17 protein-coding genes are annotated in these 19,522 nt (G+C 70.1%); 11 read left to right on the top strand and 6 right to left on the bottom strand.

The window, feature by feature from the left end:
- Nucleotides 1-10: 10 nt before the first annotated feature.
- On the bottom strand, nt 11-751 hold the full coding sequence (locus IE247_RS05825; protein ID WP_190122097.1) for a class I SAM-dependent methyltransferase: 741 nt from the start codon (nt 749-751) through the stop codon (nt 11-13).
- 116 nt (nt 752-867) lie between these two features.
- Nucleotides 868-1,464, bottom strand: coding sequence for a DUF3043 domain-containing protein (locus IE247_RS05820; RefSeq protein WP_190121787.1), 597 nt, complete (start codon nt 1,462-1,464; stop codon nt 868-870).
- 378 nt (nt 1,465-1,842) lie between these two features.
- Between IE247_RS05820 and IE247_RS05815 the strand changes: the two genes are divergently transcribed.
- From IE247_RS05815 to IE247_RS05795, 5 genes are all read left to right on the top strand, one after another.
- Nucleotides 1,843-2,646, top strand: a complete 804-nt coding sequence (locus IE247_RS05815; RefSeq protein ID WP_190121786.1) for a PspA/IM30 family protein — start codon at nt 1,843-1,845, stop codon at nt 2,644-2,646.
- A 9-nt stretch (nt 2,647-2,655) separates the two neighbouring features.
- Nucleotides 2,656-2,946: a PspA-associated protein PspAA gene (gene pspAA / locus IE247_RS05810; RefSeq protein ID WP_190121785.1), complete on the top strand. Its 291-nt coding sequence runs from the start codon at nt 2,656-2,658 to the stop codon at nt 2,944-2,946.
- Nucleotides 2,947-3,035: 89 nt separating this feature from the next.
- Nucleotides 3,036-4,295, top strand: a complete 1,260-nt coding sequence (locus IE247_RS05805; protein WP_190121784.1) for a sensor histidine kinase — start codon at nt 3,036-3,038, stop codon at nt 4,293-4,295.
- The gene (locus tag IE247_RS05800) at nt 4,292-4,978 is read left to right on the top strand and encodes a response regulator (protein ID WP_190121783.1); all 687 of its coding nucleotides are present in this window, start codon (nt 4,292-4,294) and stop codon (nt 4,976-4,978) included. The genes IE247_RS05805 and IE247_RS05800 overlap by 4 nt, the downstream gene beginning before the upstream one ends.
- A 155-nt stretch (nt 4,979-5,133) precedes the next feature.
- Nucleotides 5,134-8,274 carry an efflux RND transporter permease subunit gene (locus IE247_RS05795; protein ID WP_190121782.1) on the top strand — a complete coding sequence of 1,047 codons (3,141 nt, stop codon included), beginning with the start codon at nt 5,134-5,136 and terminating at the stop codon, nt 8,272-8,274.
- Nucleotides 8,275-8,347: 73 nt separating this feature from the next.
- On the opposite strand, the gene nadA is transcribed toward IE247_RS05795, so the two are convergent.
- Complete coding sequence (gene nadA, locus IE247_RS05790) at nt 8,348-9,541, bottom strand: quinolinate synthase NadA (RefSeq protein ID WP_190121781.1); 1,194 nt, start codon at nt 9,539-9,541, stop codon at nt 8,348-8,350.
- A gap of 280 nt (nt 9,542-9,821) precedes the next feature.
- Between nadA and IE247_RS05785 the strand changes: the two genes are divergently transcribed.
- Entirely contained in the window at nt 9,822-10,178 is a 357-nt protein-coding gene (locus tag IE247_RS05785; protein ID WP_190121780.1) for a HesB/IscA family protein, read from the top strand.
- Nucleotides 10,179-10,266: 88 nt separating this feature from the next.
- On the opposite strand, the gene IE247_RS05780 is transcribed toward IE247_RS05785, so the two are convergent.
- On the bottom strand, nt 10,267-11,808 hold the full coding sequence (locus tag IE247_RS05780; RefSeq protein ID WP_190121779.1) for a hypothetical protein: 1,542 nt from the start codon (nt 11,806-11,808) through the stop codon (nt 10,267-10,269).
- A 112-nt stretch (nt 11,809-11,920) separates the two neighbouring features.
- Nucleotides 11,921-12,127, bottom strand: a complete 207-nt coding sequence (locus IE247_RS05775; RefSeq protein WP_190121778.1) for a hypothetical protein — start codon at nt 12,125-12,127, stop codon at nt 11,921-11,923.
- A gap of 129 nt (nt 12,128-12,256) precedes the next feature.
- Here IE247_RS05775 and IE247_RS05770 point away from each other — a divergent pair, with 129 nt between their 5' ends.
- Nucleotides 12,257-13,231, top strand: a complete 975-nt coding sequence (locus tag IE247_RS05770; RefSeq protein ID WP_190121777.1) for a carbohydrate kinase family protein — start codon at nt 12,257-12,259, stop codon at nt 13,229-13,231.
- A 56-nt stretch (nt 13,232-13,287) separates the two neighbouring features.
- Here the strand turns inward: IE247_RS05770 and IE247_RS05765 are convergent, their stop codons facing one another.
- A complete protein-coding gene (locus tag IE247_RS05765; RefSeq protein WP_190121776.1) occupies nt 13,288-14,661 on the bottom strand; it encodes a cysteine desulfurase/sulfurtransferase TusA family protein in 1,374 nt (457 codons plus the stop codon).
- A gap of 295 nt (nt 14,662-14,956) precedes the next feature.
- Between IE247_RS05765 and ctaC the strand changes: the two genes are divergently transcribed.
- From ctaC to IE247_RS05745, 4 genes are all read left to right on the top strand, one after another.
- Nucleotides 14,957-15,922: an aa3-type cytochrome oxidase subunit II gene (ctaC, locus tag IE247_RS05760; protein ID WP_190121775.1), complete on the top strand. Its 966-nt coding sequence runs from the start codon at nt 14,957-14,959 to the stop codon at nt 15,920-15,922.
- Complete coding sequence (gene ctaD, locus IE247_RS05755) at nt 15,919-17,658, top strand: aa3-type cytochrome oxidase subunit I (protein ID WP_190121774.1); 1,740 nt, start codon at nt 15,919-15,921, stop codon at nt 17,656-17,658. The genes ctaC and ctaD overlap by 4 nt, the downstream gene beginning before the upstream one ends.
- A complete protein-coding gene (locus IE247_RS05750; protein WP_190121773.1) occupies nt 17,655-18,053 on the top strand; it encodes a cytochrome c oxidase subunit 4 in 399 nt (132 codons plus the stop codon). Before ctaD ends, IE247_RS05750 begins: the two co-directional genes overlap by 4 nt.
- Before the next feature lie 164 nt (nt 18,054-18,217).
- The gene (locus IE247_RS05745; RefSeq protein WP_190121772.1) at nt 18,218-19,477 is read left to right on the top strand and encodes a L,D-transpeptidase; all 1,260 of its coding nucleotides are present in this window, start codon (nt 18,218-18,220) and stop codon (nt 19,475-19,477) included.
- The last annotated feature ends 45 nt before the right edge of the window (nt 19,478-19,522 follow it).

Below are 19,522 nucleotides of genomic sequence, written 5' to 3'. Positions count from 1 at the left end.
GGCCGGGGCTTCAGGAATCCCGGGCCCCGCACAGATGCAGCAGTGCCGCCACCCTGCGGTACGGGTCGGTCCGCCCGGCCCGGTCCTCGGCGGCCAGCAGCCGTTCCAGCGTGCCCTCGTCCGGCACGGGCGCGTCGGCGCCCCAGCCGGTGAAGACCCGTACGCCGTACCAGGCGTGCAGCGGGGCCGCGATCCCGGCGAGCGTCGCGGTGAGCGCCTCCAGCCGGTCGGCGCGCACCGAGGCGCCGCGCCGGTCGGTGCCGGGGTCGGCGTCGAGCGCGGCCAGCGCCCCGTCCCAGTCCCCGGCCAGCCCCGGCCCGAGGGCCAGTGCGTCCGCGTTGCGTACGAGGAGGGAGAGCAGCCCGCGCGGGGCGAGCATCCTGGCCATCCCGGCGAGCGTCGCGTCCGGGTCCTGTTCCTGCGACTCCATCAGCACGCGGTGGCAGAGCACCACGTCGAACGCGCCGGGGAGGAAGTGCACACCGGTGTCGCGGCAGTCGCCCTCGACCAGCCGGACCCGCTCCCGGATGCCCTCGGGCTCGGTGGCCAGGGCCTCCTGAGCGGCGCCGACCAGGGTGGGGTCGGACTCCAGTCCGGTGACCTCGTGCCCGGCGCGGGCCAGCCGGAGCGTCTGCACACCCCGGCCCATGCCGACGTCGAGGATCCGCAGCCGCTGGCCCACCGGGAAGCGGGCCGCTATCTGCTCGTCGAGCCGACGGGCGAGCAGCTCCTGGTGGACGGCCTCCAGCAGACCGCCGGGGGCCTCCCCGGGGCCGTCGGCGAACTGGGCGGCCCGGGCGACTTCGGCGACCTCGCCGACCACCGGGGTGCCCGGCACCGCGTCCACGGCGCCGGGGGCCTCCGTACTCAGGGCCGCTCTCCGCGCTTGACCTGCGGCTTCGGCAGCCGGAGCCGGCGCATCTGGAGCGTACGCATCAGGCCGTAGGCGACCGCGCCGCGCTTGGGCTCGTCGGGGAAGCGGGCGTTCAGCTGCTTCTTCAGCCGGAAGCCCAGACCGATCGAGTCGATCACGATCATCGCGATCACACCGAGCCAGATCAGCAGCGCGATGTTCTGGAGCTGGCCCACCTGGATCATGCTCAGGATCAGGATCAGCACCGCGAGCGGCAGGAAGAACTCCGCGACGCAGAAGCGGGAGTCCACGTAATCACGGGCGAAGCGGCGCACCGGACCCTTGTCGCGCGTGGGGAGATAGCGCTCGTCACCACTGGCGAGCGCCTCCCGCTGCCGCGCCAGGTCCGCGCGCCGGGCGTCGCGCTGGCGGCGCATGGCCGCCTTGCGGTCCAGCGGCTGGGTGGCGGCACGGCGGCGCTGGGTCTGGGCCTCACTCCGCTTGGGGGTGGGGCGGCCCTTCGGGGCCTCGGGGTCACGGGACTGCTGGGAGAGGTCGGCCGTCACCTTGTCGGTGGGGACCTTCTCTGTCTTGGCACGGCTACGGAACACAAAGCCCAAGGGTACGGGGTGGGGCGCGGGTACCCAACGCCGGAGGGGAACGATCCGGCAACGCCCTGTTCCCCGACGTTCCCCCGCGTTCCTCCTACCGGCCCGGAACCCGGCCGGTGACAGCCGTACAAAAGTGGGTATAGAGCGGTATAGGGCAAGGAAAGCCATGAGAAACGGTCATGCTTCCGTGTTTACGCCGGGTTCCTGAGGGGTTCCCTGACGGTCGTCTACTCCTTGCGCCGGATCAATGGCACCGCGCAGTCGTCCTTGGGGATGAGCGCATCCGCGCCTGAACAGTGCGGTAATGGATGCAGGGCCCGTACTGTGGGTTCTGGAGTGCTGAAGCTGTAGTCCGTCAGAAGGGGGCGCGCGAAGCCCATGAGCGGTGTCATGAAGCGTATGGGGATGATCTTCCGCGCGAAGGCGAACAAGGCCCTGGACCGGGCCGAGGATCCGCGCGAGACCCTTGATTACTCGTACCAGAAGCAGCTGGAGCTGTTGCAGAAGGTGCGCCGGGGAGTGGCCGATGTGGCGACCTCCCGCAAGCGCCTCGAACTCCAGCTCAACCAGTTGCAGGGGCAGTCCGCCAAGCTGGAGGACCAGGGCCGCAAGGCGCTGGCGCTCGGCCGGGAGGATCTGGCGCGCGAGGCGCTCTCCCGCCGTGCCGCCCTCCAGCAGCAGGTCAGCGATCTGGAGACCCAGCACCAGACGCTCCAGGGCGAGGAGGAGAAGCTCACCCTGGCCGCCCAGCGGCTCCAGGCCAAGGTCGACGCCTTCCGCACCAAGAAGGAGACCATCAAGGCCACCTACACCGCCGCCCAGGCGCAGACCCGGATCGGCGAGGCCTTCACCGGCATCTCCGAGGAGATGGGCGACGTCGGTCTGGCGATCCAGCGGGCCGAGGACAAGACCGCCCAGCTCCAGGCCCGGGCCGGCGCGATCGACGAGCTGCTGGCCTCCGGCGCGCTCGACGACCCGACCGGGACGGCCAAGGACGACATCGCCGCCGAGCTGGATCGCATCTCCGGTGGTACTGATGTAGAGCTGGAGCTCCAGCGGATGAAGGCCGAGCTGGCGGGCGGCTCCGGCGCCTCGAAGCAGGCCATCGAGGGCGGCGGCGCGGCCGGTCAGGACGCCCAGGGGCAGCGGAACGGCACCAGGCCCAACTTCGACAAGCAGTAGGGACTCGTCATGACCGTCGTTCGGATCATGGGGGAGGGTCAGGTGAGGCTGGCCGACGGCCACCTCGCCGAGCTGGACAAGCTCGACGACGAGCTGCTCGCCGAGGTGGAGCGAGGGGACGAACCGGCCTTCCGGCGGACCCTCACCGCTCTGCTGGACCGGGTCCACGACCTCGGCGAACCTCTTCCGGACGACGCGCTGGAGCCGTCCGGGCTGATCCTCCCGGGTCCGGACGCGACCCTGGCGGACGTCCGGGCGATGCTCGGCGACGAGGGCCTCATCCCGGACCCGGCCGGCTGACCGCCCACCGGGCCGACCGCTGACGGGCCGATCGCACCCGCCCCGCCCACCCGGCGGGGCGGCCGCGACACGCCGTAACCTTGCCCGACGTGACCTCACTCGCCACCGGGCTCGCCCGCACTCAGCGCTGGCTCCGCTCCCACCCGATGGCCTTCGACGGCGCGCTCGCCGTCGTCGTCCTGGTCGCCATGATCGTCGGCTCGCTCGCCGTCAGCGGGGTGCACGGACCCCAGTTCGGCAACCGCACCCCCGACGTGCGCAGCGTGCTCCTGATGGCCGTCGTCTCCGTCGCGCTGGTGCCGCGCCGCCGCAACCCGATGGGCGTCCTGATCTTCACCAGCGCGCTGTCCGCCCTGGAACTGAGTTTCGGCGACCCCTCCGCCCCGGTCGCCATGAGCGCGGTGATCGCCCTCTACACCGTCGCCTCCCGCACCGACCGGCCCACCACCTGGCGCGTCGGACTGCTCACCATGACCGGGCTCACCGGCAGCGCCATGTTCTTCGGCTCCACCCCCTGGTACACCCAGGAGAATCTGGGCATCTTCGCCTGGACCGGCATGGCCGCCGCCGCCGGGGACGCCGTCCGCAGCCGCCGCGCCTTCATCGACGCCATCAAGGAACGCGCCGAACGCGCCGAGCGCACCCGCGAGGAGGAGGCCCGCCGCCGCGTCGCCGAGGAGCGGCTGCGGATCGCCCGCGATCTCCACGATGTCGTCGCCCACCACATAGCCCTGGTCAATGTGCAGGCCGGCGTCGCCGCCCATGTCATGGACAAACGCCCCGACCAGGCCAAAGAGGCCCTCTCGCATGTCCGCGAGGCCAGCCGCTCCGCCCTCAACGAACTCCGCGCCACCGTCGGACTGCTCCGCCAGTCCGGCGACCCGGAGGCCCCCACCGAACCCGCCCCCGGCCTCGGGGTGCTCGACGAACTGGTCACCACCTTCCGCCAGGCGGGTCTGCCGGTCGAGGTGGCCCGCGCCGACGACGGCATCACCCCGCCCGGCGCGGTCGACCTCGCCGCGTACCGGATCATCCAGGAGGCGCTGACCAATGTGCAGAAGCACGCGGGACCGGGCGCCCGGGCCGAGGTGAGCGTCATCCGGGTCGGCCGCACCCTGGAAGTCACCGTCCTCGACGACGGCGGCCCCGCCGACACCCCCGTACCGGAGACCGGCCGGGAGAGCGCCCCGGAGACCGAGACCGAGACCGAGGGCGGCCACGGCCTCCTCGGCATGCGCGAGAGGGTCGGCGCGATCGGCGGACGCCTCAGTGCGGGCCCCCGGTACGGCGGCGGCTTCCGGGTCCAGGCGATACTGCCCCTCACGGCCCGGACGGGAGACGACGGATGACGATCAGGGTGCTGCTCGCCGACGACCAGACGCTGCTGCGCAGCGCGTTCCGGATCCTGGTGGACTCGGAACCCGACATGGAGGTGGTCGGCGAGGCCGCCGACGGCTCGCAGGCCGTCGCCCTCGCCCGCTCGGAACGCGCCGACGTCGTCCTGATGGACATCCGGATGCCCGGTACGGACGGACTCGCCGCCACCCGCGCGATCACCGCCGATCCGGAGCTGGCCGGGGTCCGCGTCGTCATGCTCACCACCTTCGAGGTGGACGAGTACGTGGTCCAGTCGCTCCGCGCCGGAGCCTCCGGCTTCCTCGGCAAGGGCGCCGAACCCGAGGAGCTGCTCAGCGCCATCCGCGTCGCCGCCGGCGGCGAGGCCCTCCTCTCCCCGGCCGCCACCAAGGGGCTGATCGCCAAATTCCTCGCCCAGGGCGGCGACTTCGACGACGACCAGCGGTCCGAGGCGTACTCCCAGCGCCTCGCCGCACTCACCGTCCGCGAACGCGAAGTGCTCGTCCTGGTCGCCGGGGGCCACTCCAACGACGAGATCGCCGAACGTCTCCAGGTCAGCCCGCTCACCGTCAAGACCCATGTGAACCGGGCGATGGCCAAGCTGAGCGCCCGCGACCGCGCCCAACTCGTCGTCATAGCCTATGAATCGGGTCTGGTCCGCCCAAGGGCGGAGTGAATCTCCCGCGCTGTGTACTGCGGTTGCGGTATGGACGGCATAAGGAAACGGGACTTGGGGCCGACGGACGGGCCCTTCTCATGGCTGATCGTATAAACGCGGGCCCGATCCCGCCCGCCATGCCTGCCGCGCAAGCCACAGAAGAGAGTCCCCAAATGTCCTGGCTGTCAAAATTCAGCCTGTCGCAACGCGCCCTCATAGGGCTGATCTCGATCGTGGCGATCGCCTTCGGGGCGATCGCCATACCCCAGCTCAAGCAGCAGCTTCTGCCCTCCATCGAACTCCCGATGGTCTCCGTGATCGCTCCCTATCAGGGCGCGTCTCCCGATGTGGTCGAGAAGCAGGTCGTCGAGCCGCTCGAAAGCTCCATCGAGGCGGTCGACGGCATCAAGGGGATCACCTCCACGGCGAGCGAGGGCAGCGCCGTCATCATGGCCAGCTTCGAGTACGGGGACGGCGCCAAGCAGCTCGTCGCCGACGTGCAGCAGGCGGTGAACCGGGCCCGCGCACAGCTGCCCGACGACGTCGACCCCCAGGTCGTGGCCGGCTCCACGGACGACATCCCCACCGTCGTCCTCGCCGTCACCTCCGAGAACGACCAGCAGGCCCTCGCGGACCAGCTGGAGCGGACCGTCGTCCCCGCCATCGAGGACATCGAGGGCGTCGGACAGGTCTCCATCGACGGAGTCCAGGACCTCCAGGTCTCCGTCACCCCCGACGACCGGGCGCTCGCCGCGGCCGGCCTGAACACCGCCGTACTCGCCGAGGCGCTGAACGCGGGCGGCGCGACCGTCCCCGCCGGCTCCTTCGACGAGGACGGCAAGAGCCGCACCGTCCAGGTCGGCGGCGGCTTCACCAGCGTCCAGCAGATCGAGAATCTGCGCCTGGCCCCCGCGCCGCCCGCCAAGGGCGGACCCGTACGCCTCGGCGACATCGCCACGGTGAAGCAGACGCCGTCCACCGCCGTCTCCCTCACCCGCACCAACGGCAAGCCCAGCCTCGCCGTCCTCGCGACCATGGACAACGACGGCAGCGCCGTCGCCATCTCCGACGCGGTCCAGGAGAAGCTGCCCGAGCTGCGCAAGGACCTCGGCGACGGCGCCGAGATCAGCGTCGTGTCCGACCAGGGCCCGGCCGTCTCCAAGTCGATCTCCGGCCTCACCACCGAGGGCGCCCTCGGCCTGCTCTTCGCCGTGATCGTGATCCTGGTCTTCCTCGCCTCGCTCCGCTCCACCCTGGTCACCGCGGTCTCCATCCCGCTCTCCGTCGTCCTCGCGCTGATCGTGCTCTGGACCCGGGACCTCTCGCTCAACATGCTCACCCTGGGCGCGCTCACCATCGCCATCGGCCGGGTCGTGGACGACTCGATCGTGGTCCTGGAGAACATCAAGCGCCACCTCGGCTACGGCGAGGAGCGCCAGGCCGCGATCATCACCGCCGTCAAGGAGGTCGCCGGAGCGGTCACCGCCTCCACGCTGACCACCGTCGCCGTCTTCCTGCCGATCGGACTGACCGGCGGCATGATCGGCGAGCTGTTCGGCTCGTTCTCGCTCACCGTCTCCGCAGCCCTGCTGGCCTCGCTGCTGGTCTCGCTGACCGTGGTGCCGGTGCTCTCGTTCTGGTTCCTCCGCGCGCCCAAGGCCGTGCGCGGCATGGACCCGGACGAGGCCCGCCGTGTCGCGGAGGAGAAGGAGGGGCGCAGCAAGCTCCAGCGGGCGTACGTCCCGGTGCTGCGCTTCGCGACCCGCCGCCGGATCACCAGTGTGGTCCTCGCCGTCGTCGTCCTGGCCGGCACCTTCGGCATGGCCGGACTGCTGAAGACCAACTTCTTCGACCAGGGCGAGCAGGAGGTCATGTCCATCAAGCAGGAGCTGCCCCCGGGCACCTCCCTGGAGGCCTCCGACGCCGCCGCCGCGAAGGTCGAGAAGGTTCTCGCGGGCATCGACACGATTGAGAACTACCAGGTCACCGTCGGCTCCTCGGGCTTCATGGCGGCCTTCGGCGGCGGTGCGGGAGCCAATCAGGCCTCGTACCAGATGACGCTGAAGGACGCGGGCGACTACGAGCGGACCCGCGACCGCATCGACACCGAACTCGGCGCGCTCAAGGGCATCGGCGACACCACCATCGCGGCGGGCGACGGCTTCGGGAACCAGGACCTGAGCGTCGTGGTGAAGGCCGCCGACCCCAAGACCCTCCAGAAGGCCGCCGAGGCGGTCCGTAAGAAGGTCGCCGGACTCGACGATGTCACCGACGTCCAGAGCGACCTGGCCCAGAGCATCCCCAGGATCTCGGTCAAGGGCAACGACAAGGCCGTCGAGGCGGGCTTCAGCGAGGCCGCCCTCGGCATGGCCGTCAGCCAGGCGGTCCGGGGCACCCCGGCCGGCAAGGCCGTGCTCGGCGACACCGAGCGCGACATCGTCATCACCTCGGCCAAGCCCGCCAAGACCATCGACGAGCTGCGGAAGCTGCCCCTCGGCCCGGTGAAGCTGGGCCAGATCGCCAAGGTCGAGCTGGCGGCGGGCCCGGTCTCGATGACCCGGATCGACGGCGCCCGCGCCGCGACCATCACCGCCAAGCCGACCGGCGACAACACGGGCGCGGTCTCCACCGCGCTCCAGGCCGAGCTGAAGTCCCTCGACCTCCCCGAGGGCGCGACCGCCGCTATCGGCGGTGTCTCCGAGGACCAGGACGAGGCCTTCGGCTCGCTCGGCCTGGCGATGCTCGCGGCGATCGCGATCGTCTTCATGCTGCTGGTCGCCACCTTCCGCTCGCTGATCCAGCCGCTGATCCTGCTGGTCTCCATCCCGTTCGCGGCGACCGGCGCGATCGGCCTGCTGATCCTCACCGGCACCCCGATGGGCGTACCGGCACTGATCGGCATGCTGATGCTGATCGGCATCGTGGTCACCAACGCCATCGTGCTGATCGACCTGATCAACCAGTACCGGGCCCAGGGGTACGGAGTGGTCGAGGCGGTCGTCGAGGGCGGGCGGCACCGGCTGCGCCCGATCCTGATGACGGCCCTGGCGACGATCTTCGCCCTGCTCCCGATGGCGCTCGGCGTCACCGGCGAGGGCGGCTTCATCGCCAAGCCGCTGGCGGTCGTCGTGATCGGCGGTCTGATCAGCTCCACGCTGCTGACCCTGCTGCTGGTGCCGACGCTGTACGCGATGGTCGAGCTGCGCAAGGAGCGCCGGGCGGCCAAGAAGGCCGCCAAGCGCGGCGGGCCCCCGGCCGGCCCGCGCGACCCCGGCGCCCCGGCGGTGGCTGAGCCCGCCCCCGCCAACGCCTGACCGCGCACAAGAACGCCCGGCCCGGACCCCTGTGGAGGGGGTCCGGGCCGGGCGCTTTTCCGGGCGGGGGCCGCTACGGCAGTGCGAGCATCCGCTCCAGCGCCAGCTTCGCGAAGCTCTCGGTCTCCCGGTCCACCTGGATCCGGTTGACCAGCGAGCCCTCGGCGAGCGACTCCAGGGCCCAGACCAGATGCGGCAGATCGATCCGGTTCATGGTCGAGCAGAAGCAGACCGTCTTGTCGAGGAAGACGACCTCCTTGTCGGGGTGCGCGTTCGCCAGCCGGCGCACCAGATTCAGCTCCGTGCCGATCGCCCACTTCGACCCGGCGGGAGCCGCGTCCAGGGCCTTGATGATGTACTCCGTCGAGCCGACCTCGTCCGCCGCCGCCACGACCTCGTGCTTGCACTCGGGGTGGACCAGCACCCGCACCCCCGGGATCCGGGCGCGCACATCCTCGACCGACTCCAGCGAGAACCGGCCGTGCACCGAGCAGTGGCCGCGCCAGAGGATCATCTTGGCCGCGCGCAGCTCCTCGACGGTGAGCCCGCCGTTCGGCTTGTGCGGGTTGTAGAGGACGCAGTCGTCCAGCGAGAGGCCCATGTCCCGGACCGCGGTGTTCCGCCCGAGGTGCTGGTCGGGCAGGAAGAGCACCTTCTCGCCCTGCTCGAAGGCCCAGTCCAGGGCCCGCTTGGCATTGGACGAGGTGCAGATGGTGCCGCCGTGCTTGCCGGTGAACGCCTTGATGTCCGCCGAGGAGTTCATGTACGAGACGGGGACGACCTGCTCGGCCACCCCGGCGTCGGTCAGCGTGTCCCAGCACTCCGCGACCTGCTCGGCCGTCGCCATGTCCGCCATGGAACAGCCGGCGGCGAGGTCCGGCAGCACGACCTTCTGGTCGTCGGAGGTGAGGATGTCCGCGGACTCCGCCATGAAGTGGACACCGCAGAAGACGATGTACTCGGCCTCCGGCCGCGCCGCCGCGTCCTTCGCCAGCTTGAAGGAGTCGCCCGTGACATCGGCGAACTGGATGACCTCGTCACGCTGGTAGTGGTGACCCAGGACGAAGACCTTCTCCCCGAGCTTCTCCTTGGCGGCGCGGGCGCGCGCCACCAGGTTCGGGTCGGAGGGGGAGGGCAGATCGCCGGGGCACTCCACGCCGCGCTCGCTGCGGGGGTCGGCCTCCCGGCCGAGCAGCAGCAGGGCGAGCGGGGTCGGCTGTACATCGAGCACGTCCTGCGACTCCGTACGGGTCTGGGCGGTGGTCACGACACACACCCTTTCTATTTTCTGTACAGACCTTTTCGTCTATTTGACGCTATCTATCATAACCGCTTCATGTCACTTTGACGATGCCCATAGCGTCGATGTGACGCACCCCCGGTCCGCCGTGCCGCACCCCCGGCGGGAGCGGTGTGCGAGCATGAAAGGGAAAGAACGCCTCCGGCCCGGAATGAATCCGCGGCCAAGCCGGTTGCCATTGTCGGCAAGCAGTCTCCGTATTCCCCCGCCTCCGCTGGGGAGACCCATCCCGGGAGTGATGAAGCAGATGTCCGTATCGGACGAGACCACCACCGTGAACGACGGCATCCTCCTCTCCGACGCCGCCGCGGCCAAGGTCAAGGGCCTGCTGGACCAGGAAGGCCGGGACGATCTGGCGCTGCGCGTCGCCGTTCAGCCCGGTGGCTGCTCCGGCCTGCGCTACCAGCTCTTCTTCGACGAGCGTTCGCTCGACGGCGATGTCGTGAAGGACTTCGACGGCGTCAAGGTCGTCACCGACCGGATGAGCGCCCCCTACCTCGGCGGCGCCTCTATCGACTTCGTGGACACCATCGAGAAGCAGGGCTTCACCATCGACAACCCCAACGCCACGGGATCCTGCGCCTGCGGGGACTCCTTCAGCTAAGTCTTCTGAACCGCTGAACGGCGGAAGGCGGCGACCCCCGGTCCAGGGGCCGCCGCCTTCCGCCGTTCAGCGTTGTGGGCGGATCCGGTCAGCCGGACGCCCGGGCGACCTTCTCGCCGCTGTCCGCGTCCACGACCTCGCGGCCGCCCAGCGGCTTCTCCAGCGTCACTGTCTTCCTGATCTCCTTCGCCAGGGCGATGCAGGCCTCACCGGGCTTCAGCTCCGGTTCGACGATCCGCACCGTCACCCGCTCGCCGCTCTCCGCCGCGGTCACCCGGTACTCGCCGCACACCCCGCCCCAGAAGGTGACGGTCAGCGCCCGTCCTTCCGCGCTGTACGACAGGATCCGGCCGTCGCCCGCGGCCGGGGCCTCCGACGGCGAGGGCGCCTCCTTCGGCGGCACCGACGGCTCCCGCAGGAAAGAGGGCTCCACCGCGGGCTCGGCCACCGTGTACGCGGGCATCGAGCCGCCCGGCTCCGCCCGGAACAGCCAGGACGGCACCAGCACCGGCCGCCCGTCCGCGTACTGCGCGGAGAGCGCGAAGGACGCCCCGGTCACCTTGATGACCTTCTTGGCCGGAGGTGCGGCCGGAGTGCTCTCCCCCTCGCAGGGGTCCTCCTCCGGCACCGCCGCCGTCCCCGCCCCGCCGCCGTCCAGCGGCACCGCCGACGCGCAGGCCTGCGGCCCGCACGGGACGTCGTGCCCCGAACCGCCACCGCCGCCCGGCAGCCGGGGCGCGCAGCGGGGATCCCGTACGGCCGAGTCCGTGCCCGCGCCCGGGCCCGCGTTCAGCCGCTCCAGCGTCTCGGCGGCGGAGAGCACCGGGTACTCCTCGCCCTTCACCGGCGGCTTCAGATTCCCGGCGGCGCGCACCACCCGGCCGTCCGCGTCGATCTGGAGATCGGTCGACCAGCCGTACGTCGCCAGCCCGCCGACCACCGGATCGGCGTTGACCACCCGGAGCGAACCGATCGTCTGCCGCGCGTCCAGCTTCGCGCCGTCCTGGCCGAGCGCCTTCAGCACCGGGGCGGCGGCCTCCTTCGCGGTCCGCTCGTCCGGCGGGGTCCCGGTGTCGCCGGTGTCACCGGTGCTGTCCAGCTCCGGGCACTCCTTGCCCCCTCGGCAGTTGTCGCCGCCGGGGGAGAGGGTGTACGTCCAGCTCCCCGGCGCGGCCGTGTCGACCCGGAGCAGGGGATCGGTGCCGTCCCCGCTCGCCCCGATCGTCCACTGGGGGCCCGCCGAGCGGGGCGTCCCCGGCAGTTCCAGCGCCTCGGCGAGCCGGGCCACCTCGGGCCCGGAGACCGTGCCCGTCGCCCGGTAGACCGGGGCCCGCTCCGGGCCCGCGGACAGCTCGCCCTCGACCGTGTACCGGGGCCCTCCCGAGGGGTCCGGCTCACCGGGCGCGATCCGGCCGTCCCGCTCGCCGGAGCCGATCCCGAGCCGGGGCGGGACACTCTCCGGCGCGCCGCTCTTCGCGTCCGTACGGCCGCCGTCCCCGCTCGCGCCGAACCCCGCCGAGGCGAAGTAGGCGCTGCCGCCCCCCGCGATCAGCACCGCCGCGGCCACGGCCGCGATCAGCCGGGGACGCCCGCGAGATGGACCGTCGTGCGTGTTCTCCGTACCGCTCACCGCATCGCTCCTTGTCTCCCGTCCCGGCGACCCGGGGCGTGGGTGGGACGGAGCAGAGGCGCACCCGGTTCCCCGGACGCGTCTGACGGCGCCGGCGCCGTGCGGAACTCCCTCAGTCGCCGTACTCGGACATGGCGTCGACCAGCCGGGCCGAGGCCGCCGAGACGACTACACCACGGATGCGGGACGCGGGCACGGGCACGGGCGCGGCGGTCGCGGGAACCACCCAGTGGGGTGCCATCCGGACGCAGTCACCCCGTAGCTGGGACAGAGTGAATTCGGACTCGCGTACGACAGGGGAACGGCGAGAGTTCGTCATATCTGCACCGTACGCACCAGGGAACACGGTAAAAAGAGCTACTATCGGGTAGTTTCGCCCCATCGGTTGTCGATCCGGGAACGGGTAGCGTTAAGCGTCATCCACACCCCGCCACAGGAGCGCATCGCCGTGCGAATCGCAGTCACCGGCTCCATCGCAACCGACCATCTCATGACCTTTCCCGGTCGTTTCGCCGATCAGCTAGTCGCCGACCAGTTGCACACGGTCTCCCTCTCGTTCCTCGTCGACACCCTCGATGTGCGCAGGGGCGGTGTCGCGGCGAACATCTGCTTCGGCATGGGCCAGCTGGGCACCGGCCCGATCCTGGTCGGCGCGGCCGGCTCGGACTTCGACGAGTACCGCGCCTGGCTCGACCGCCACGGCGTGGACACCGGATCCGTGCGGATCTCCGAAGTGCTGCACACCGCGCGCTTCGTCTGCACCACCGACGCCGACCACAACCAGATCGGCTCCTTCTACACGGGCGCGATGAGCGAGGCCCGCCTCATCGAACTCCAGTCCGTCGTCGAGCGCACCGGCGCGCTCGACCTGGTGCTGATCGGGGCGGACGACCCCGAGGCGATGCTCCGCCACACGGAGGAGTGCCGCTCGCGGAACATCCCCTTCGCCGCGGACTTCTCGCAGCAGATCGCCCGGATGAGCGGCGACGACATCCGCACCCTCCTGGAAGGCGCCACCTACCTCTTCTCCAACGAGTACGAGAAGGGGCTCATCGAGTCCAAGACCGGCTGGAGCGACGACGAGATCCTCGCCAAGGTCGGCCACCGGGTGACCACCCTCGGCTCGCGCGGAGTCCGCATCGAGCGGATCGGCGAAGAGGCCATCGAGGTCGGCTGCCCGGCCGAGGACGCCAAGGTCGACCCCACCGGAGTCGGCGACGCCTTCCGCGCGGGCTTCCTCTCCGGTCTCTCCTGGGGCGTGGGCCACGAGCGCGCCGCCCAGGTCGGCTGCATGCTCGCCACCCTGGTGATCGAGACCCTGGGCACCCAGGAGTACACCCTCCGCCGCGCCCACTTCATGGACCGCTTCAAGAAGGCCTACGGCGACGAGGCCGGCGCCGAGGTCGAGCGCCACCTCGGCTGACGAGCGCCCTCCCCCCGGGCCCGGCGGCCCGGGGGGAGCCCCTGTATGGAGACGCTCTACTCGGCGCGCCGCACCAGATAGGCCGCGCCCCGCTCCCTCTCCTCGGCCCCCACATACTCCTGGCCCCGCATCCCGCACCACGCCGGGATGTCCAGCCGGGCCGCCTCGTCGTCCGAGAGCACCGTCACCGTCCCGCCGACCGGCACCCGGCCGATCACCTTCGCCAGCTCGATCACCGGGATCGGACACCGCTTCCCCAGCGCGTCCACCACCAGCGACGACGGCCCCGCCGCCGCGCCGGCCGCCGCCCCCGCGCCCACCGGCGCGCCGAGGCGCTCCCGTACCGAGGCGACCGCCCCGGGCAGCACCGACAGAAAGCGGTCCACCTCCTCGGCCGGGGTGCCCAGGGGCAGCGACACCCGGACATTGCCCTCGCTCAGCACCCCCATCGCCCGCAGCACATGGCTCGGTTCGAGCGTGCTGGAGGTGCAGGACGAGCCCGAGGAGACCGAGAAACCCTCCCGGTCCAGCTCGTGCAGCAGGGACTCACCGTCGACATAGAGACAGGAGAAGGTGACGAGATGGGGGAGCCGGCCCACCGGGTCGCCCACCACCTCCGTGTCGGGCACCAGCTCCGGCACCCGGGCGCGGATCCGGTCCACCAGGGCCCGCAGCCGTACCGCCTCCTCCCGCGCCTCGGCCCGGACCGCCCGCAGGGAGGCCGCCGCCGCCACGATCGCCGGGATGTTCTCGAAGCCGGGGGAGCGCCCCGACTCCCGCTCGTCCGCCGGTCCTCGCGGCGCGAACCGCACCCCCTTGCGGACCGCCAGCAGCCCCACCCCGGCCGGTCCGCCCCACTTGTGCGCGCTCGCGGTCAGCAGCGACCAGTCGCCGCCGACCGGACCCCAGCCCAGCGACTGGGCGGCGTCCACCAGCAGCGGCACCCCCGCCTCCCGGCAGACCCCGGCCGCCTCGGCCACCGGCTGCTCGGTGCCCACCTCATGACTGGCCGACTGGAGACAGGCCAGCGCCACGCCCTCGCCCAGCGCCCCGGCCCAGTCGGACACCGCCACTCGGCCGTATCGGTCGACGGGCACCCGCACCGCCTCCTCGCCCGCCGCGTGGAGCACCGAGGAGTGCTCCACCGCCGAGACCACCACCCGCCGGCCGACCCTCCGTCGGCCCGCCACCGCCCCCGACACGCCGAGGTGGACCGCGTGCGTCCCGGACGGGGTGAAGACCAGCTCGTCCGGCCGGCAGCCGACCGCGTCGGCCGCCGCCTCCCGGGCCGCGTCCAGCAACAGCCGGGCCCGGCGGCCCTCGCGATAGAGCCTGGCCGGGTCGGACCAGCCCTCGTCGAGGGAGGCGGCCAGGGCCTGGCGGGCCACCGGGTGCAGAGGGGCGGAGGACGCGGCATCGAAGTAGGACACCGCGCCACGCTAACCCCCGGCGGCCGAGGGAGCGTCAGATGCCCGTCCCAGGCTCCGAAAACCTTGCCGAATACCCGGGTGATTCCGAGGGGAAAGCCCACGTTATCCAGGGGGATTCCACCCCTTCGGGGGGGCGGACGGCGCGTTGGGCACCCTCCCCGCGCGACCCCAAATAGCGTCCAGTAGGGTTTGGTCCGCATAAACATCCAAACCCCTGCCCGCGTCAGGGCCGGCGACCGACCAGCGAGACGGCCGCATCCCGTCGCGCGGGCCGAGACTCTCGGGAAGGCGCTACGTGAGTCCCAACGGCTCCGACCGCTCGTCGCGGCGCCCGATGCGGCGGAAGCTGCCGCAGGCGCTGACTGCGGGCCTGATCCTGGTTACCGCGACCGGCTGCGAATACACATGGGAAGACTTCCCACGCCTCGGCATGCCCACCCCGGTCACGGAAGAGGCGCCGATCATCCTCTCCCTGTGGCAGGGATCCTGGGCTGCGGCGCTCGTCACGGGCGTTCTGGTGTGGGGCCTGATCCTGTGGAGCGTCATCTTCCACCGGCGCACCCGCACCAAGGTGGAGGTACCTCCGCAGACCCGGTACAACGTGCCCATCGAAACGCTGTACACGGTGGTCCCTCTCATCATCGTCTCGGTGTTCTTCTACTTCACCGCGCGTGACGAGTCGAGACTGCTCTCCCTCTCCAAGGAGCCTGTCCACAACATCAATGTGGTCGGCTACCAGTGGAGCTGGGGCTTCAACTACATCGAGGATGTAGAGGGCTCCAAGGGCGATGCCAAGACCGACAAGCACCTGAACGCGATTCCGGACAAGTACATCAAGGACCTCCCGGCCAACGCCGGCGGCGTCTACGACTACGGAATCCCGGGCACCCGCAATCCTCAGAACGGAAACCCGGGCCCGACCCTGTGGCTCCCCAAGGGGGAGAAGGTCCGTTTCATCCTGACCTCCCGTGATGTGATCCACTCCTTCTGGGTGGTTCCCTTCCTCTTCAAGCAGGACGTCATCCCCGGGCACACCAATGCCTTCGAGGTGACGGCCACGAAGGAGGGCACCTTCATGGGCAAGTGCGCCGAACTCTGCGGCGTCGACCACTCCCGGATGCTGTTCAACGTCAAGGTCGTCTCCCCGGAGCGTTACCAGCAGCACCTGAAGGAGCTGGCCGAGAAGGGGCAGACCGGCTACATCCCGTCCGGCATCGCTCAGACGGACCCGGCCAAAAACGCGGAGAAGAAGCAACTGTGAGCATCCTCAACGAATCTCAGGGTGCCGCCGCAGCAGCTGACGACTCATACGAGAACGAGCTGCCGGTACGGCGCAAGCAGCCGGGCAATGTGGTGGTGAAGTGGCTCACCACCACCGACCACAAGACCATCGGTACGCTTTACCTGATCACTTCGTTCGTCTTCTTCTGTGTCGGCGGAGTGATGGCGCTCGTCATGCGCGCCGAGCTGGCCCGTCCGGGCACGCAGATCATGTCGAACGAGCAGTTCAACCAGGCGTTCACCATGCATGGCACGATCATGCTGCTGATGTTCGCCACCCCGCTCTTCGCCGGGTTCGCGAACTGGATCATGCCGCTTCAGATCGGCGCGCCCGATGTGGCGTTCCCGCGGCTGAACATGTTCGCGTACTGGCTCTACCTCTTCGGTTCGCTGATCGCGGTGGGCGGCTTCCTCACCCCGCAGGGTGCGGCCGACTTCGGCTGGTTCGCCTACTCCCCGCTGTCGGACGCGGTCCGCTCGCCGGGCGTCGGCGCCGATATGTGGATCATGGGTCTGGCCCTCTCGGGCTTCGGCACCATCCTCGGCTCGGTCAACTTCATCACCACGATCATCTGCATGCGCGCACCCGGTATGACGATGTTCCGTATGCCGATCTTCACCTGGAACGTGCTGCTGACCGGTGTTCTGGTCCTGCTCGCCTTCCCCGTGCTCGCCGCCGCGCTCTTCGCGCTGGAGGCGGATCGGAAATTCGGCGCACACATCTTCGACGCGGCCAATGGCGGCGCGTTGCTGTGGCAGCACCTCTTCTGGTTCTTCGGCCATCCAGAGGTGTACATCATCGCCCTGCCGTTCTTCGGCATCGTCTCGGAGATCATCCCGGTCTTCAGCCGTAAGCCGATGTTCGGTTACTCGGGCCTGGTGGCCGCCACGATCGCCATCGCCGGTCTCTCGGTGACGGTGTGGGCGCACCACATGTATGTGACGGGCGGCGTGCTCTTGCCGTTCTTCTCCTTCATGACCTTCCTGATCGCGGTACCGACCGGTGTGAAGTTCTTCAACTGGATCGGCACCATGTGGAAGGGGTCGCTCTCCTTCGAGACGCCGATGCTCTGGACGATCGGCTTCCTGATCACCTTCACCTTCGGTGGTCTGACCGGTGTCATCCTGGCCTCGCCGCCGCTGGACTTCCACGTCTCGGACTCGTACTTCGTGGTGGCCCACTTCCACTACGTCGTCTTCGGCACCGTCGTCTTCGCGATGTTCGCCGGCTTCCACTTCTGGTGGCCGAAGTTCACCGGCAAGATGCTGGACGAGCGCCTGGGCAAGATCACCTTCTGGACGCTGTTCATCGGATTCCACGGCACCTTCCTGGTCCAGCACTGGCTGGGCGCGGAGGGAATGCCGCGGCGTTACGCGGACTATCTCGCGGCCGATGGATTCACCGCACTGAACACGATTTCGACCATTAGCTCGTTCGTGCTCGGAGCCTCGGTTCTTCCCTTCATGTACAACGTCTGGAAGACGGCGAAGTACGGAAAGAAGATCGAGGTGGACGACCCGTGGGGTTATGGCCGTTCGCTCGAATGGGCGACTTCCTGCCCGCCGCCGCGGCACAACTTCCTCACTCTTCCGCGGATCCGTTCCGAATCCCCGGCCTTCGACCTCCACCACCCCGAGATCGCGATTGTCGACCAGCTCGAAAATCGCGGTGAGGTCGACAAGGCTCTCGTCGGCGGGAAGGGTGCGGCGAAGTGAAGATCCAGGGAAAGATGTTCCTGTGGCTCAGCGTGTTCATCCTCGCTGTGGCCATCCTCTACGGCGTCTGGTCGAAGGAGCCCGCGGGCACCACCGCGCTCTTCCTGGCGTTCGGTCTGACCGTCATGGTCGGCTACTACCTGGCCTTCACGGCCAGGCGGGTGGACGCCATGGCCCAGGACGACCAGGAGGCCGATGTCGCGGACGAGGCCGGCGAGGTGGGGTTCTTCTCCCCGCACAGCTGGCAGCCGCTCGCGCTGGGCATCGGTTCGGCGTTCGCCTTCCTCGCCGTGGCCGTGGGCTGGTGGCTGATGTACTTCTCGGCCCCGCTGATCCTCTTCGGGATCTTCGGCTGGGTGTACGAGTACTACCGCGGCGAGAACCAGAACCAGTGAGCCCCCGGCTCCACTGATCGCCGCACCGCCCGCGCGAACCCTCGCGCGGGCCGCGCAGACGGTCCGGGCCCGGATCCCCCGCTTCACTCGTGCGGGGGATCCGGGCCCGCCCGTTTGTACGCACTCAACGCGCCGCCGTGATGCGATTTTCATACCGTGAGGCTATGAACCAGACGCCTCGCCTCAGCTCAGTTCTCCGCTGCACCCTGCTGGTCCTGGCCCTGGGGTCGGTCGTCACCGCGTGCGGTGGTGAGACGAAGAGCCACCCGCTCTCGGCCAAGCCCTTCGACGCCGCGCGCCAGATCGTCTTCAACACGCCTCAGGGCGCCGCGAAGGCCAGCCCCGACAAGCCCCTTGAGGTCACCGTCGCCGAGACCGAGCGGACGGGCGCCCGGATCACCGATGTCACGGTCGTCGACGACTCGGGCCACCATCTGGCGGGCGAGCTCGCCGCCGACGGCAGCCGCTGGCGTTCCACCGGAGCCCTGTCGGCCGGCGCGAAGTACACCGCAAGGGTCGCCACCGAGGACAAGAAGGGCGCTCCCGGCACCCGTACGCTCGGTTTTGAGACATCCCCGGCCAAGCGGCAGCTGACCGTCGGTTTCGGCCCGGAGGAGGGCACCTACGGCGTCGGACAGCCCATCATCGCGGAACTCAGCGCGCCGATCGAGGACCGCGAGGCCAGATCCGTGGTCGAACGCGCCCTCAAAGTCGACTCGAAGCCGTCGGTCGACGGCGCCTGGCACTGGGTCAACGACGAGGTGCTCCACTTCCGGCCCAAGGATTACTGGCCGGCGGGCGCGAAGGTGACCGTCTCCAGCAACCTCCAGGGCGTCAAGGTCTCCCACCAGCTCTACGGCGGCGCCTCCGACCCCCTCAAACTCACCATCGGCGACCGGGTTGAGGCCTACACCGACGCCTCCTCGCACTGGATGACCGTGCTCCGCAACGGAGAAGTGATCAACACCATTCCGATCACCACCGGGAAGCCCGGCTTCTCCACCCGCAACGGCACCAAGGTGGTGCTGGGCAAGGAGTACTTCGTCCGGATGCGCGGCTCCAGCGTCGGCATCGGCGGCTCCGAGGCCTACGACCTGCCGGTCTACTACGCCACCCGGGTCACCTGGAGCGGCGAGTACGTCCACGCCGCGCCCTGGTCCATCGGCTCCCACGGCTACGCCAATGTCAGCCACGGCTGCACCGGCATGTCCACCGGCAACGCCGCCTGGTTCTACGAGACCGTGCGCGAGGGCGACCTCGTCCATGTCATCAACAGCGTCGGAGACGAGATGGACACCTTCGGCAACGGCTACGGGGACTGGAATCTGTCCTGGGCGGACTGGCGCAAGGGCAGCGCCCTCGTCGGCGCGGTCAGGGACGGCAGCAGCGCCACCGACGTGGCACGGCTGCGACCCCGTATCTGAGCCCCCAGGAGCCCCTGGGGCCCTCGTGGCGCGCCCCTGAAGGCC

It is taken from the genome of Streptomyces inusitatus, from assembly GCF_014651115.1.
Classification (GTDB): Bacteria; Actinomycetota; Actinomycetes; order Streptomycetales; family Streptomycetaceae; genus Streptomyces; species Streptomyces amakusaensis.
Note: the sequence above shows the minus strand (reverse complement) of the source record. Positions and strands in the feature narration are given on the sequence as shown.